13 protein-coding genes are annotated in these 15,601 nt (G+C 61.6%); 2 read left to right on the top strand and 11 right to left on the bottom strand.

Features of this window, described 5'->3' with window-relative positions; genetic code table 11:
• Positions 1-6 precede the first annotated feature (6 nt).
• A complete protein-coding gene (locus EOS_RS25715; protein WP_047895000.1) occupies positions 7-750 on the top strand; it encodes an SDR family NAD(P)-dependent oxidoreductase in 744 nt (247 codons plus the stop codon).
• A 57-nt stretch (positions 751-807) separates the two neighbouring features.
• On the opposite strand, the gene EOS_RS25720 is transcribed toward EOS_RS25715, so the two are convergent.
• The 4 genes from EOS_RS25720 to EOS_RS25735 form a co-directional block, all read right to left on the bottom strand.
• On the bottom strand, positions 808-2,046 hold the full coding sequence (locus tag EOS_RS25720) for a dienelactone hydrolase family protein (RefSeq protein ID WP_047895001.1): 1,239 nt from the start codon (positions 2,044-2,046) through the stop codon (positions 808-810).
• A gap of 22 nt (positions 2,047-2,068) precedes the next feature.
• Positions 2,069-2,785 carry an SDR family oxidoreductase gene (locus tag EOS_RS25725; protein WP_047895002.1) on the bottom strand — a complete coding sequence of 239 codons (717 nt, stop codon included), beginning with the start codon at positions 2,783-2,785 and terminating at the stop codon, positions 2,069-2,071.
• A gap of 58 nt (positions 2,786-2,843) precedes the next feature.
• Entirely contained in the window at positions 2,844-4,397 is a 1,554-nt protein-coding gene (locus EOS_RS25730) for an ABC transporter substrate-binding protein (protein WP_053064040.1), read from the bottom strand.
• Positions 4,398-4,507: 110 nt separating this feature from the next.
• Positions 4,508-5,629 carry a porin gene (locus EOS_RS25735; RefSeq protein ID WP_235442972.1) on the bottom strand — a complete coding sequence of 374 codons (1,122 nt, stop codon included), beginning with the start codon at positions 5,627-5,629 and terminating at the stop codon, positions 4,508-4,510.
• Between the two features lie 769 nt (positions 5,630-6,398).
• On the opposite strand from EOS_RS25735, the gene EOS_RS25745 reads away from it, so the two are divergent.
• The gene (locus tag EOS_RS25745) at positions 6,399-8,009 is read left to right on the top strand and encodes an AMP-binding protein (RefSeq protein ID WP_047895004.1); all 1,611 of its coding nucleotides are present in this window, start codon (positions 6,399-6,401) and stop codon (positions 8,007-8,009) included.
• Here EOS_RS25745 and EOS_RS25750 read toward each other — a convergent pair.
• The 7 genes from EOS_RS25750 to EOS_RS25780 form a co-directional block, all read right to left on the bottom strand.
• A complete protein-coding gene (locus tag EOS_RS25750) occupies positions 8,006-8,302 on the bottom strand; it encodes a Zn-ribbon domain-containing OB-fold protein (RefSeq protein WP_053064041.1) in 297 nt (98 codons plus the stop codon). The two genes, EOS_RS25745 and EOS_RS25750, sit on opposite strands and share 4 nt — an antisense overlap.
• Positions 8,299-9,465, bottom strand: a complete 1,167-nt coding sequence (locus EOS_RS25755; protein WP_047895005.1) for a thiolase family protein — start codon at positions 9,463-9,465, stop codon at positions 8,299-8,301. Before EOS_RS25755 ends, EOS_RS25750 begins: the two co-directional genes overlap by 4 nt.
• A gap of 12 nt (positions 9,466-9,477) precedes the next feature.
• Positions 9,478-10,170: a GntR family transcriptional regulator gene (locus EOS_RS43660; RefSeq protein WP_053064042.1), complete on the bottom strand. Its 693-nt coding sequence runs from the start codon at positions 10,168-10,170 to the stop codon at positions 9,478-9,480.
• Between the two features lie 111 nt (positions 10,171-10,281).
• Positions 10,282-12,156 (bottom strand): ABC transporter ATP-binding protein, encoded by a 1,875-nt coding sequence (locus EOS_RS25765; RefSeq protein ID WP_047895006.1) that lies wholly within the window; start codon positions 12,154-12,156, stop codon positions 10,282-10,284.
• 2 nt (positions 12,157-12,158) lie between these two features.
• Entirely contained in the window at positions 12,159-13,127 is a 969-nt protein-coding gene (locus tag EOS_RS25770; protein WP_235442973.1) for an ABC transporter permease, read from the bottom strand.
• Positions 13,128-13,138: 11 nt separating this feature from the next.
• Positions 13,139-14,158: an ABC transporter permease gene (locus EOS_RS25775; protein WP_047895007.1), complete on the bottom strand. Its 1,020-nt coding sequence runs from the start codon at positions 14,156-14,158 to the stop codon at positions 13,139-13,141.
• A complete protein-coding gene (locus EOS_RS25780; RefSeq protein WP_047895008.1) occupies positions 14,158-15,594 on the bottom strand; it encodes an FAD-binding oxidoreductase in 1,437 nt (478 codons plus the stop codon). Before EOS_RS25780 ends, EOS_RS25775 begins: the two co-directional genes overlap by 1 nt.
• Positions 15,595-15,601: the final 7 nt, after the last annotated feature.

A 15,601-nucleotide genomic window follows, 5' to 3' on the forward strand; every position in this document is an offset into this window, starting at 1 on the left:
GGCAGCATGCCGGATAGGGTTGTCCTCATCACCGGAGCGGCGCGGGGTCTCGGCGCGGTCATTGCGCGGCGCTTTCACGAGTCGGGATATCGCGTGGCGATCGGCGACATTGCCTTCAACGCCGCGCAGGACCTGGCGAGCGAACTCAGCGCCGATCATTCGACGGCGTTTGCGTTGAATCTCGACGTGACATCGAAGGCCGATTTCGAAGCCGCGCGCGATGCGATCCTGAACAAGTGGCAACGCATCGACGCGTTGATCAACAACGCGGGGGCATCGAAGGTCGTGCCGGTGATGGAAATCACTGCGGAGCAATTCGACCACGTGATCCAGGTGAATCTGCGCAGCGTGTTGTTCGGCTGCCAGGTTTTCGGTCAGCATTTCGCCGATGCCGGCGCCGGGCGCATCGTCAATATCGCGTCGCTCGCGGGGCAGAACGGGGGCTCTGCAACGGGTGCGCACTACGCGGCATCGAAGGGCGGCGTCATCACGCTTACCAAGGTGTTCGCCCGTGACCTCGCATCGCACGGCGTCACAGTTAATGCGATTTCGCCCGGGCCGATGGACTTGGCCGTAGTTCATGAAAGCGTGCCCGCCGACAAATTGAACGCGGTCATCGCGAGCATTCAAGGCGGACGTCTTGGCTCGGCCGATTACGTCGCCGATGTGGCAGTCACGCTCGCCGCGGAGAATGCGTACTTCGCAAACGGCGCTTGCTGGGATGTGAACGGTGGCTTGTTCATGCGCTGAAGTGTTCGCCTCTCAATCTCAAGCGACGGGCCATTTGATCCCGTCGCCTTTCCCCAATCAAACTGGCTTGCCTTCACTCGACGCCCAGTTCGGCATCAACGTATTCGTCGGCAAAGTTTCATCGACCATCTTCTTGGCGGTCTGAATGCCTGCAACCGGCAAGCCTGTCGGATCGAGCACGCCGATCTGCACCAGCACGGACGCCTGGTCCCAGTAGATATGCTCGTTGTACAGCTTGTCGCCGCGAAAACAGATGACCGCGAGCATGGGCACTTCGAAGTACTTCCCGGTCGGCTTGAGCCCCGGCAATAGCCAGTCTATTTCGCGATCGTGCGTCGCACAGAACACGAATTCGTCGACCACGCGATCCGCGCCGATAGTGCGCGACACCGGAATCAGACGCGTATCGGCGGGATTCGAATCGACGAAATGGTACTTGTAGAAACGCTTGAGCTGGTCATGGCCGACGCCGCCTGTCATCGTGGGAACGTGGTTGACGTAAGGCTGCGCCACCATCGTCGGCATAACGGCATTGACGTCGCGCGTGCCGAATTCGTAGTAGCAATGCATCTCCCAAAGCTGGTTCAGGTCGTACACGGGACCGAGGACTTTACGCAGCATGGCCATGGTCCGCGAATACGCCATCATGGCCGCGGGTTTGTCGAAGTGCTCGCGCTCGGGCGTGGCGAATGCATGATCGCAACCCGGGTACACATAGGTTTCAATCGATGGTTTTTCTTTCAGCGCTGCGATGATCTTTTCACGCGATGCGGTCGGCGTCATCACGTCGTTCTCGGCGAAGTGGAAGATCATCGGACAGTGAATCGCCGGGATCTTGCTCGTGTATGCATCGAGTCCCACGCCGTAGTAGCTCACGGCGCAATCTACATCGGTGCGCGCGGCTGCGAGCATCGCAAGACGGCCGCCCAGGCAGTAACCGATCGTGCCGACCTTGCCTGCCTGCTCGGGCAATGCGCGAATTGCGGCGAGGCTCGCGGCAATATCGTTGACCGCGTTCTCTTCGTCGAGCCTTTCGTTGTAACCGAGCGCTTCCTTGAAATCCGCTTCGCTGTAGCCGAGCTCGACGCCCGGCTTCATGCGCCAGAATAAATCCGGAACGAGCACCACGTAGCCTTCCTCGGCGTAGCGGTCGGCCATCGATTTCATGTACCCGTTGATGCCGAAAATCTCCTGAAGCAACACGAGGCCGGGACCGGACCCTTGCGCCGGCTTCGCGAGATACGCCGCGAACTTGCCGCCGTCGTACGCCGTCACCTGTATTGTTTGACCGCTCATCATCTCTCTCCTTGTTCGACGTTCAAAGATAACCCGCGAACTGCTTTTGTACTGCATCGCGATCGGCTGCGAGACCCGCACTGACGCCTTGCGCCATGCCGCCAACATACACTTCGTCGGGACCGTTCGCGAGCGCGGCGAACACGGCATCGACCACTTCGTCCACCGCAAGCTTTGGCGGCGGAAAGTCGCGGCTCATGTCGGTATCGATCGCACCGGGCAAGACGGCGAGTACGCGTACGTGATGTTCCGCGAGTTCGGCGCGCAGGCATTCCGTCATGCGTAACGCAGCCGCCTTCGACGCGCACAACGAACCCATCATGGGCAAGGCGACGCGCGCGAGAATCGACAGCATGTTGACAACCGCGCCGCGATTGGCGATCAGCGCGGGCGTGAACGCGCGGCACATGGCCAGCGTGCCGAAGTAGTTCACGTCCATTTCGGCGCGGGCAGCGGTGTGGTCGCGGGGAAGAATGGCTCGCTCGAGCCGGTTGATGCCGGCGTTGTTGATCAGCAGCGTGACATCGCCTGCCGCGGCGGCGGCTTGCACCACCTGCTCGGGATCCGTGATGTCGAGCGTGATCGGGACAATCCGCGAGTCGCCCGGCGCAAGGGCTGCGCAATCGCGCGCGGCAGCGTACACCTTGCGCGCGCCGCCTTCGAGCAGGCTCGTGACAAAGCGCGCGCCCACGCCGCGATTGGCGCCTGACACGAAGGCGACGGAATCTTCAATCTGCATCGCATGCTCCTGGTTAATAGGGACTCGATTCGAGGGACTCGAGTCGAGGAACCCGATATCACTTACGCTTGTATTCGACAGGCAGGATATAGCCGCTATCGAACGTCTTCACGTCGATATTCGATCGATACGCAATCGTGGTCACGGCCTGCAGCAAGGGCACGACCCACGATTTCTCCGACGCCTCCTGACTGAGCGCGCGATACCCCGCCATGCGCTTTTGTTCGTCGACTTCAGTCATCAGCGCTTCGACGCGCGGCGCGAGCGCATCGTCTTTCCACGCGGAAAAACGCAGGCGCGGGTCGAGAATGCGGCCCGTGTAGTTCTCGGGGTCACCGGTCGAATTGGCCCAGCTATAGAGCAGCACGCCGCTCATCTTCGTCGCCTGGATCTCACCGATCACCTTCGCCATCGTGGTCTGCGTGAGGTCGGCCTGAATGCCCACGCGCTGCCACATGCCGGCGATAGCGCGCGCCATGTCATAGTCGCTCGGGAACGTGCCGTTGGTGGTGAGAAACGGCACCTTCACCGGTTTGTTCGGACCATAACCCGATTTCGCCAGCGCCGCGATCGCGCGTTGCGGATCGAAGCCGATCTTGAAACCCGGCACGTCCGCAGGCGAACCGGGCGTGGCCGTGACCGACAACGGCACGGCTTCGCCGCCGTAGAACGCTTTGGACAGCGCGGCGGTATCGATGGAGTAATGCATGGCTGCGCGCACGTTTTCGTCGTCGAACGGCTTGACGTAGTTCGGCATGCGCAGCATGTAGATTTCGCTGTAGGGATAGACCTTCGTCGTGATGCCCGGCGTCTTCGCGAGACGCTGCGCCTCGCGCAGCGGAATCTGCACGGCGACGCCCGCGCGTCCGGACTCGACCGCGGCCACGCGCGCCGACGGTTCCGTCGTGATCTGGAACGTGACGTTCTTGATGGCCGGAACGCCGCCCCAGTATTTATCGAAGGCTTCGAGCACGATGCGCGAACCGCGTTGATAGTCGACCAGCTTGTACGGTCCCGCACCGATCGGCTTCGCCAGGAAACCATCGGTGCCGACCTTCTCCATGTACGCCTTCGGCACGATATAACCGGCGAGGAACGCAAGATAGATCGGCGCGGCCGGCGTCGGTTTGGCATACACGAGCACGGCGCGCGTGGGCGAAATGATCTCGACGTCCTTCAGCGTCTGGAACATGCCGCCGACAGCCAGTTTCTTGTCGGCGGACGGACGATCGTGAAGGCTGTATTTCAGGTCGGCGGTCGTGAGTTTCGAGCCGTCATGAAACAGGATGTCGTCGCGCAAGGTGACTTCGAGTCGCTGGTCGGTCTTGTCCTGCCACTTCCATGCCGTGATCTGGCGCGCTTCCAGCGCCAGCTTCGGCGAGTAGCGCAACGGCGAATCGAAGACGGTCTCGTAGATGGACTGCGCCTGCGGCACCGTGATCGCGGTCGGGTCCCAGGTCGGCACGTCGGAGATGTAAGCGATATTCAATACGTCGTCGCTTGCCTGACCCTGTGCACGAGCGAAGTCCCACGGCAGGATAAGGCCAGCACCTGCGGCCAGCGAGCCCAACAACCATTGCCTGCGCTTCGCGTCGATCTCGAAACTATCCATCGATACTCCTGTGTCCCGGCATCTGGCCGGATGAAGATGCACGAAAGCGTGCCGCAACCTTGGCTCGTAGCACGCGTGAAGATGCATTATTAACGCTCAGAAATTAACACTCAGAAACGATGACGCAGCCCCAATCGCACTTCAATCTGATTGGGCGTGCTCGACCGCTGCAAAACCGGCGCGAGATCGGCGTATTGAGCGTCACCGGCAGCGTGCATGTAAGTGGCCTGCAAGTAGGTATCGGTGCGTTTCGACAGGAAGTAGTCGACGATGGCATCGACATTGTGATACTTCGGCTTCTTCGAAGTCGCAGAGACTTGACCTTGCGTATAGCTGTATCCGGTGCCGAGTTGCACGGACGGTGTCACGAAGTAGCTCGCCACGATTTCGAAAATGTTGAACGTCACATGGCCGCTGATGTTGGCGCCGACAGTCGGGTCCAGTCCAAGGAATTTCGTGTTCGTGTAGTCGGCGCTGATTTTTGCGTTGCCGAACGAGTACTGGCCGCTGATACCGAACGACTGATACTTCGACGCAGCAAGGCCATAGTTCCCATCGACCGCGTTGGTCGCCGTCCACACGCCTTCGGGCACGGCTTCGGCTGGGTGATCGATCGATGTATACGCCGCTGCCAGTGCGACCGGACCGCCCGCGTATTTCACGCCGACCGACTTGACCGCGTCGCGGTTGGTCGCACCCGCTACGTTCCCAAACCCATAGAGCGCCGACGCCTGGATGCCCGAGATGATTGGCGAGGTGTATCGGACAGCATTGTTGATGCGGAAGTCGATGCCGGTGTTGTCGAGATCGCCAGGGTGCGGGAACAGGATGCCCCAGTTGCCGTTCGCGGTGTACAGGCCCACGTAGTCGCCCATGAGCTCGTTTTGACGGCCGAGCGTGACCGTTCCCAGGGTCTTGCTGGACACACCAACGTAAGCGGCGCGGCCGAATTCGCGGCCTTGTTGCCCCAGCTTGCCCGTATTGATGTCGAAACCGTTTTCGAGCCGGAAGATCGCCGACAAGCCTCCACCCAGATCTTCCGCACCTTGCATCCCCCAGCGGCTGCCCTGCGAAATGCCGCTTTGCATCTGATACGCCTTGTTGCCAAGTTGATTGTTCGAGAAGGTCAGGCCTTCGTCGATGATCCCGTACAGCGTCACACTGCTTTGAGCGCACACGGAGCCACTCGCGCACAACGCGGCGAGCGATGCAGCAATAAAAGGAGTTTTCACTTGGGTTCCGTTAAAAGATCGAAGGTGGAGAACGTGATTTCTTGATGTCGTGATTTCGTTTGCAGGTGACTTCGGGGTGGAACCAGCCACGCCGCGCGGATCGCCGGGGCGACAGCGTCCCATGACGCGTGAATGTTTTGTGTCTCCATTAACATTCTGAATTCAGATTATTTCAGTAAAAATTGGGCGTCAAGAACTTGCCAAAATTGTTTTTCGGGTAGAGGTGCGATGTAAGGCTGAGGTGCTTAGCCGATGGGTCGGCTTTGTTCGCCCTTTGCGGGGCGATCGGTACGAAACCGAAGATGGCGAATGGGACATTCGCTAGCCGCAGGGGCGGTGTGATCGCCGCGTCGATTCAGCAGAAGTCCTTCCTGCAAGCCTCTACTGGGCTTGCGCCGCGCTTGTTGCAATCGCTCGTCCGTACTGATCCAACCGATACGGCCGGCTTTGATGCGTCGACGCACGCCGTCGAACAACCCTGCATCGTCGCGATTTTTATTTGGCGCGCGCGTGCCCCAATACGATCAGTTTTCGCACAAGCACAACGCATTGCACGTGAGCCTTGACATGCGATTTTTCTGAATTCAGTATTCTTCAATAATCCATGTCATTTCCAAGGAGCAAGTCATGCCGTTAATGCGCGAAGCCGGTTTGCGCAACGATCTCGACTGACCCTCTCGCTATTTGAATACGGCGCTTTTGTCTGAACGAGCTTCATGGGCTGGTTCGGGGAAGCGCTTGTCCGTATGCGTTACATCACTCTCGCCTTATGACATCGACTTCGCCCTATCTCGCCTTCAGGCAAACCGCACTGCAGTATCCGGACAACGATTTTCTGCATATTCCTGCATCCGCTCGCAAGCATTACGCAACGCCGGAGCCGCTGACGTTGCGCTATGGCGAAACGCTGGCGCGGATCGAAGAACAGGTCGGGCGCTATCGCGATGCGGGCTATCGCGCAGGCATGCGCGTCGCGCTGCTGCTCGACAACCGGCCGGATTTCTTCTTTCATTTCTTCGCGCTCAATGCACTCGGCATCAGCGTGGTTCCGCTCAACGCCGACTCGCGTCCGCATGAAATAGCGTATGTGGCTGAACACAGCGAGATCGTGCTGGCGGTTGGCATCGATACGACGCGGTCGCTTCTGCATGCTGCACTCGATGGCAAAGTGCCCGTTGCCGATGCGAACGCCTCTGCGCTACCCAGGATTGAAAGCACGGGTCACGCGGCGACTACGCCGTCCATCGACGATGAATGCGCCATTCTTTACACGTCCGGGACCACGGGCAAGCCCAAAGGCTGCATTCTCGACAATCGCTATTTTTTATCGATTGGTGAGATTTACATCACGGAAGGTGGACTGTGCGAAGTCCGTCCGGGCGTCGAACGTCTGATCACGCCGCTGCCGCTATTCCACATGAACGCGCTAGCCTGCTCCACCATGGCCATGGTGTTGTCCGCCGGCTGCGTGATCCAGCTCGACCGGTTTCATCCGCGCAGCTGGTGGGCGGACGTGGTGCAAAGCGGCGCGACGATCGTCCATTACCTCGGCGTCATGCCCGCGATTTTGCTAGGCATGGAAGCCGATGAACCCATCACGCATTCGGTGCGTTTCGGCTACGGAGCTAACGTCGATCCGAAACAACAGCAGGTGTTCGAGCGGCGCTTTGGCTTCCCGCTCATCGAAGGGTGGGCCATGACCGAGACCGGCGGCGCCGTGGTGATTGCGTCGAGCCAGGAACCGCGCCATGCAGGCTCGCGATGTTTCGGACGGCCGCGTCCAGGCATGGAGGTGAAACTCGTCGATGCCGAATACAACGAAGTCGCTAACGGCGTGCCGGGCCACATGCTGGTGCGCCGGGAAGGATCCAATCCGCGCCTCGGTTTTTTCCGCGGCTATCTGAAAGACAATTCTGCAACCGAAGCCGCGTGGCAACACGACTGGTTCCATACCGGCGATATCGTGCGTCGCGGCGACGACGGCAGTCTTCATTTCGTCGACCGGCAGAAAAACATCATCCGTCGATCGGGAGAAAATATTGCGGCGCTGGAGGTGGAAGCGTGCCTGCTCGATCATCCCGATGTGCGCCAGACTGCGGTGATCGCCGCGCCCGATTCTCTGCGCGATGAAGAAGTGATGGCCTGCGTGATCGTGTCGCCGGAAACGCTGCGCAGTGAAGCGACCGCGCGCGCGTTGCAGACGTGGTGCCTGGAGCGGCTCGCGTATTACAAGGCGCCGGGCTATGTTGCGTTCGTGGACGCGTTGCCGGTGACATCGACGAATAAAGTGCAGAAGACGCAGCTTGCCGCGTTCGGCGCGGACCCATTGAACGCGCCGGAATGTTTTGACTTGCGGGCGTTGAAGAAGCGAGTGAGTTAGTCGCTGAAACCTACAATGGCGCCGTCGCTTTCGACACGAAGCGAGACGACGGTGCCGGGTACGAGCAAGCGCTCAAGCCGCGCAATGACGCGCGGCCCGGCTTGAGTCAGCACCGTCGCAATGTAAGCGATATCCCCTCCGGCCTTCCCCGCCCGATGATGCAACGTCGTGACGTCTTCAACGCTACCCTTGGAAGCATCCACCTCGACGAATTCATCGCGCCCACACGACGGACACAGCAAACGCCGGGGAAAATCGACATGACCGCACGCAACGCAAGCAAAGACATTCATTGCGCGGCTCCCCCTTCGAGCACCACGGCATTCGCACACATGCCGTATCGATACTGCACCATGCCGTAACCGCTCACCGCCGCGAAACGCGCGTCGCCCACCTGCCGCGTGCCTGCCTCATGACGCAGCTGGGTGATCGCTTCGACCAGTCCATGCATGCCCGCCGCCGCACCCGCTTGTCCCGCTGACAATTGCCCGCCCGACGTATTCACAGGCAAACGGCGTGACGCAATGCGCTCGTGGATAAACGTGTGCAAGTCGGGCTGATCGTCGGCGAACCCGAGGTCGTTCAGTTGCGCGAGGATCATCGACGGATAATCGTCATAGACCGAGACGAGGTTCATATCGGCGGGCTGGAGGTTCGCGTCACGCCAGAGTGCGTCACGAACACCTGCAAGGCCAGTTACCAGGCCGTCGCCATGCTGATGATCAACGTTATACGACGCGCGCAGTGCGCGAATGCGAACCGGTGAACCCGCAGCACAACGATGCGTCGTTGAGGTCAGCACAATCGCATTCGCCCCCGACACCACCGGCACGCAATCAAAGCGACACAACGGTTCGGCCACGAGCGGCGCGGCAAGATACGCATCGAGCGTCAACCGCTCACGGTAGACCGCCAGCGGATTCACAGAGGCCCACTCGCGTTGCGCAATGCACAGTGCCGCATAATCCTCGCGTGTCAGTTGCGAGGCGCGCATCTGGCGTTGCGTGAGCATCGCGAACAAGGGGTTCGGACCGCCCGTGTTCAACGGCCGAAGATGCGTTCGCGTGGTGACGTTGTAATTCTCGACGAGAGACGTGAAATCCGCCGCCTCGAAATGATCGCCGCTGACCAGGACGATCACATTCGCGTCGCCGGCCTGAATGGCGCGCGCGGCATGTTGCAACAGATTGATCCCACTCGCGCCGCCGTGACAGTCGTCCATACACCAGCTCACGCGCAAGCCGGCGCGCCACGCAAAGTCGATCGCATGATCAGGTGGCAAGGTGAACGACGCAACGCCAAGACCATCGACTTCATTCGCCGACAGTTCAGCCTGCAACAGCGCGGCCTTCAGGGCCTGAGCGAGCAAACCCGCTGTGCTCGTGCCGGCCGGTGCGTGACGCGTGTACGGCACTTCGACCGCGGCCACGATCGACACTCCGGCGAAGTCGTTCATCGCGTGGACGTGTCAGACCGCATCGTCGCTGTTGAGAAAATACTGCTGCTCGGCGTCATCGATAAAACCTTGGGTCGCCGCGCGCACCTTCATGGGATCGCGATCCACGAAGCCTTTCAGCAACACCTGCATGCCGTCGGCAATCAGCTTCATCGTGCCCGGTTTCGTCATGGTTCCATGACGCACCTGGCGTGTGTGGTCGGCGAAGCGCAGGATCGTGCCTTTCAAGCGCATGTTCAACACGCCTTCGAGCCAGATCGCGCGGAACTCGACATTGGCCTCGGTCATCAGCGCAATGTCCTTGCGCTCGAACGCGCGACGACATTTGCGATACGCCGCGCCCATGCCGGCGAGTTGTTCATCCGTGAGCACGGCGGCCGCCGCAGCCGCCGCGCCCGGCTCGAGCATGCGGCGCACTTCGAAGATTTCGCGCACATCTTCGCCGGTCAGCACCGGTGTGACGAAACCGCGCGTGGTGCCGACCAGATACCCCTCGTTCACGAGGCGCAGCAGCGCCTGACGAACTGGCATACGCGTGCACTCGAATTCCTCGGCGATCTCGTAATCGAGCACGCGGTCATCCGGGCCGATCTGACCGCGCTGAAGGCGGCCCAAGACTTCCTGATAAACCGACTCCATCAATGTAGCCGGGCGCAGCGCAGTCCGTCGCGGCTGCTTGATAACCGTCGGGTCGGCGGTTGCCATGGTGTTCTCCATTGTCTTGTCTTGCGGTCGCACGCCGCCGCGAAGGCGGCAGTGCCGTGCAAATAATTATTGTACTGGCTGTCTCCCAGCCAGCCTCTCAAAGCATGATGTTTATGCCGCGTCCTCCAGCTCGGCAGGCGGCCATAGCGTTCCCGCATGATCGCTCGGCACCGCGTCGATCAATGCGCGCGTGTACGGATGACGCGGCGCGGCGAATACCTCCTCGGTGAGCCCCTGCTCCACCACTTCGCCGCGACGCATCACGAGCACGCGGCTGCACAGGTAGCGGACCACGGACAAATCGTGCGAGATGAGCAGCAGCGCAATCTGCCGCTCGCGACGCAACTCCAGCAGCAGATTCAGGATCTGCGCCTGGACCGATACATCGAGCCCCGACACGATTTCATCGGCGACGATCAATTGCGGCGATGCACATAGCGCACGGCCAATATTCACGCGCTGTTTCTGACCGCCTGACAACTGCGTGGGAAAGCGCGTGAGGGTATCGGCGGGAAGACCGACGTCGCGTTGCACCGACTGCGCGCGGGCGAGCCGCTGCTTTGCATCGAGCGACGCCACGCCGGCCGCTTCCAGCGCCTGCGTCAAGAGCCGCTCCACCGAGCGGCGCGGGTTCAGCGCCGACTGCGGATCCTGAAAGATGATCTGAACTTGCTCGCGCGCACGCCTCACGCGCTCCGCGTTGCCGCGCGTCAAATCTTCGCCGCCGATCATCACCCGGCCATCGGTCGGCTGTTCGATACCCATCAACAGCCGCGCCACCGATGTCTTGCCACTACCGCTTTCCCCCACGATCCCTACGAACTCCCCGGGGAAAATCTGGAGTGACAGCGGCTTCACGGCGTCGAACGAAATCTTGCGCTGGCCGAACACGCCGCTGCGACTCGTGTAAGTCAGGGACGCCTCGCGCAGTTCCGCCACCGGTTGCACGCCCATGACGGGCGTAGGCGGCAGCAGCGGCGCCTGCGAATTGTCGACCAGCGGTGCATGCTCGCACGCCTCGCTACACGCCACCCGGTGTCCGTTCGGCGCCACGCGGTCATGCAACACAGCGGCGCACGCGGAACCTGCGCTGGGGCAACGCGGCGCGAAACGGCACCCGGCGATGCCAGCCAGCGCGGACAGGCCTGGCATTTGCTGTCCGAGTACCGGCAAGCGGCGCCGTGGCCCGGTGAGATCGGGCGTCGCGTATTTCAACGCGCGCGTGTACGGATGGCGCGGTTCATCGAGGACATCGCGCGCCGGGCCGTACTCCACCAGATCGCCCGCATACATCACGGCGACGTCGTCGCAGACATGGGCCGCCAGCCGCAGATCGTGCGTGATCAGCAGCACCGCGGTCGAATGCACGCGCTGCTGTTCCGCGAGCATACGCATCACGCGGGTTTGCGTAATGACGTCGAGCGCGGTCGTGGGTTCGTCGGCAATCAGCAGCGCCGGGTTGCTCGCGAAGGCCATGGCGATCAGCACACGCTGGCATTGCCCGCCCGACAGCTGGTGCGGATAGCGCTTGAGCATGTCAGCAGGTACCGGCAGTTGCACCGATTCAAGCGCCTTGCGGGCGGTTTCCCAGCGTTCGTCAGAGGGCACGCCAACACGCGCGAGATGTTCATTGAAGGTATCGGCTATGGTCCATAGCGGGTTCAACGCCGTCAGCGGTTCCTGCGGGATGAACGCGATTTTTCGGCCCAGCAGCGCGCGGCGTTTGGCTTGCGGCATGGCGAGCATGTCCTGCCCGGCGAAGTGCATGCTGCCGCCCGTCACCGTGAAACCGCCCGGCAACAAGCCTGAGATCAGCCGCGCCAGCATGCTTTTTCCCGCACCAGATTCACCGACCACACCCAGCACGCGACCCCGTCCTATCGATAACGTCAAATCCCGCAGCGCGGCGACCGGCACGCCGCCCAGCTTCACGGTCAGCGTCACGCCATCCAGTTGCAGCACCGCTTCAGTGGTTTGCGTGGCCATCGTCATTCTCCCTTGCTGCGCATGCGGGGATCGAGCGCGACACGCAGACCGTCGCCAAGAAGGTTGCAACCGAGCACCGTGATCACGATGGCAAGCACCGGGAACAACAGTCCGGACAACGACTCATGCATCGACACACGCGCGTCCGCGATCATGACGCCCCACGCGGTCACATTGGCCGGCACGCTCAAGCCGATGAAACTCAGCAGCGCTTCCACGGTGATCGCCACACCCATTTCGAGCGAGAACAACGTGATCATCAACGGCAGCGCAGCAGGCAATATTTCGCGCAGCATGATCCGCAGATGCGTGAAATTGAGCAGTTGCGCCGCGAGCACATAGTCGCGCTGACGCACGACCATCACCTCGGATCGGACCACACGGCAAAAGCGCGTCCAGTCCACCAGCACGATCGACAGAATCACGTTCTCTATGCCGACGCCGAGACTCACCATCAGCACCAGCGACAACACGACCGGTGGGAACGACATCCACAGATCCACCAGATAACTAATGCTGCGGTCGACCCAGCCACCGAAATAGCCGGCAAGAATCGCCAGCACACTGCCTACGATACCCGCGCCAAACGCGGCAATCACCGCCACCGTCAGCGCAATACGGCTGCCATATAGCAAGCGCGATAACACGTCACGGCCCAGGCTATCTGTGCCGAGGGGGAAAGCGGCATCGCCGCCGGCCATCCATGCGGGCGGCGACAACATGTGCAGCAAATCCTGATCGAGCGGATTATGCGGCGCGAGCCACGGCGCGAACACGGCACAGAACAGCACGCCCAGCACGATCGCGCCGCCGAGCCACAGATTGACGGCCGGTTTGCGGCGCGCGCGCGACGATTTCCCAACGACCGCCACAACCGGCGCGGCGGCGTCCGGCGAGGGGTCGACTGAAGTGGATTCGTGCAGCATGTCGGCCTTCATATCGTGCTTCGAACTCAACGGGGTCGTGGACATTTCGTGTGTGCTCAAGCTGTTTTGCGCAGGCGCGGATTCATGATCACGTACAGCGTGTCGACGATCGCGTTGATCATCAGCATCAGCGCGCAGAACACGATCGCGATACCCTGGATCAACACCAGGTCGTTGTTACGCACCGCCTGCACCATCAGATTACCGACGCCCGGAAACGAGAAGATCATCTCGACGAGCAACGCGCCGCCGAACAGGAACCCGAACTGCACCCCGATCATGGTCAAGGCGGGCAATGCCGCGTTCTTCAACATGTGACGCCACAGGATCCGGCTCTCCGATACCCCGCGTAACCGCGCCACGCCCACATACGACTCGTTGCGCTGATCGAGCAGGCTCGAGCGCAGCACGCGGATCACGAGCGGCGCGAAACCAAAAGCGAGTGCAAGCGACGGCAGCACAAGATGACTTGCCGCACTCAGCCAGTCGCTGAATTCGCCCTTCACCAGGAAGTCGATCAGCAGGAAGCCGGTGAGATGCGGCATCGGAATGCCGTCGCCGACGCGGCCGGAAAACGGCAGGATGGGCAAGTACACGCCGAGCAGCGCGATCAGCAACAAGGCCCACAGGAACGACGGCACGGACTGCATCAGCACGACGGCGAAGCTGACCGGCAACTCGCCGCAGCGATCGGTGACGGCGTAAGCAAACACGCCGCCCGGCACGCTGATGATCAACGAAATGACGAGTGCCGCGAGACAGAGTTCGAGCGTTGCAGGCAAGGTCGAGCCGATCAGCGTGGCGACCGGTTGCTGGAACGAAATCGATGCTCCCAGGTTGCCGTGCAGCGCATTCACGAGCCAGATCACGAACTGGCTGGGGATCGGTTTATCGAGGCCGAGCTGATGACGTAATAAAGCGGCATCGGCGGGCGTGGCGTTGGGCGGCAGCATCATCGCGAGCGGGTCGGCGGGGATGAGGCGCAGCACGACGAACACGATCAGCGAGAGCATCAGCAGCGTGGGGATCGCGGCGATGAGCCGGCGCGAAAGGACGGTAGAGATCAGCCGCAGCATCACAGCGCTCCAATGGGGCTCGACTTACCCGGCGAAGCTTCAACGAGCACCTTGCCGGGATTGAGCAGGTTTAAGGGATCGAGGGCGCGCTTGATCGCATGCATTGCGCCGATCGCGCCGGCGTCGCGGGTGTAGCCGAGATACGCGCGCTTCTTGCCGCCGATGCCATGCTCCGCGGACACCGCGCCATGCCATTCGCGCGTGAGCTCATACACTGCGGCGTCAACATGTTCTTCGAGATCGGGCGGCGCATTGTTCAAATGCGCGATGACGTGCAGGTTGCCATCGCCGAGATGGCCGTACACCAGCGTGCGCATATCGGGCCAGCGCGCATGCAGCATGGCTTCGCATTGCCTCGCAACCTCGCCGATATCCGCAATCGGAAAGCTGATGTCGAAGGCGATGAGACCCGGCAGAAGGATAGGGAATTCGGCGGGCGCGTCGCGGACGGCCCAGAAACGGGTGGCATCGGCGGCGGAACTGGCGAGCGAGGCATTCTCGATCACGCCGGCATCGAGCATCTCGCCCAGCATGGTCTCGAACTCCTCGGCTTGTCTTTCAGCATCGGAACCCATGCTTTCCAGCAGCACGTAGAACGCATGCCGAGTATCGAGCGGCGCGCGCACGGTCTTGACGTTCGCGAGCACGTAGTCGTAATAGCTCGGCCACATGACTTCGAACGCCGAGACCCCGCCCGACATATGCGCGCGGGCATGCTGCAGCAAACGCGTGACGGCCGCGAAGTCAGGCAGCCCGCACCACGCCGTCGATACCCCCGCCGGCCTCGGCGCAAGCCGCATGACCGCCCGCGTGATGACCCCAAGCGTGCCTTCGCTACCGATCAACAGGTTCTTCAGGTCATAGCCGCTGTTGTTCTTGATCATCTTGTGGAGATCGCTGATCACGGTGCCGTCCGCGAGAACCGCTTCCAGACCCAGCACGTGATCGCGCGCCATGCCGTATTTGATGACGCGATTTCCGCCGGCGTTCGTCGCAAGATTGCCGCCGATCGTGCAACTGCCGCGCGCGCCGAGATCGAGGGGAAACATCATGCCGGCGGCGTCGGCGGCTTCCTGCACGCGTTGCAGCACGACGCCCGCCTGCACGGTGATCGTGCCCGAGACGGTATCGACTTCTTCAATGGCGCTCATCCGCTCCAGGCTCATCGCCACTTCCCCGCCGAGCAGATTGGCCCCGCCCGCGAGGCCAGTCAAACCGCCCTGCGTGACAACCGCCTGCCGGTTGGCGTGGCAAAACGCGAGCGCCCTGGATACCTCTTGCGTCGTGCTCGGCCGGATTAGCGCGATCGGGTCGGCGCCCGGCGTTCCGCTCCAGTCCCGCACGCGGCGAGTGCCGAGATCGGCGCTGGGCGTCACCACGTCGGCGCCTAGCTCGGCCACCAATCGTTCGACGAAACTGCCCGGAGATGACGTCATGATCCGG

It is taken from the genome of Caballeronia mineralivorans PML1(12) (assembly GCF_001028175.1).
Taxonomy (GTDB): domain Bacteria; phylum Pseudomonadota; class Gammaproteobacteria; order Burkholderiales; family Burkholderiaceae; genus Caballeronia; species Caballeronia mineralivorans.

Bases quoted from the DNA above. Each gene is read 5' to 3' on its own strand.
- EOS_RS25725 (WP_047895002.1), bottom strand. From the start codon at position 2,785: ATGCAGATTGAAGATTCCGTCGCCTTCGTGTCAGGCGCCAATCGCGGC.
- EOS_RS25715 (WP_047895000.1), top strand. From the start codon at position 7: ATGCCGGATAGGGTTGTCCTCATCACCGGAGCGGCGCGGGGTCTCGGC.
- EOS_RS25780 (WP_047895008.1), bottom strand. From the start codon at position 15,594: ATGACGTCATCTCCGGGCAGTTTCGTCGAACGATTGGTGGCCGAGCTA.
- EOS_RS25745 (WP_047895004.1), top strand. From the start codon at position 6,399: ATGACATCGACTTCGCCCTATCTCGCCTTCAGGCAAACCGCACTGCAG.
- EOS_RS25770 (WP_235442973.1), bottom strand. From the start codon at position 13,127: ATGTCCACGACCCCGTTGAGTTCGAAGCACGATATGAAGGCCGACATG.
- EOS_RS25730 (WP_053064040.1), bottom strand. From the start codon at position 4,397: ATGGATAGTTTCGAGATCGACGCGAAGCGCAGGCAATGGTTGTTGGGC.
- EOS_RS25755 (WP_047895005.1), bottom strand. From the start codon at position 9,465: ATGAACGACTTCGCCGGAGTGTCGATCGTGGCCGCGGTCGAAGTGCCG.
- EOS_RS25775 (WP_047895007.1), bottom strand. From the start codon at position 14,158: ATGCTGCGGCTGATCTCTACCGTCCTTTCGCGCCGGCTCATCGCCGCG.
- EOS_RS43660 (WP_053064042.1), bottom strand. From the start codon at position 10,170: ATGGCAACCGCCGACCCGACGGTTATCAAGCAGCCGCGACGGACTGCG.
- EOS_RS25720 (WP_047895001.1), bottom strand. From the start codon at position 2,046: ATGAGCGGTCAAACAATACAGGTGACGGCGTACGACGGCGGCAAGTTC.
- EOS_RS25765 (WP_047895006.1), bottom strand. From the start codon at position 12,156: ATGGCCACGCAAACCACTGAAGCGGTGCTGCAACTGGATGGCGTGACG.
- EOS_RS25750 (WP_053064041.1), bottom strand. From the start codon at position 8,302: ATGAATGTCTTTGCTTGCGTTGCGTGCGGTCATGTCGATTTTCCCCGG.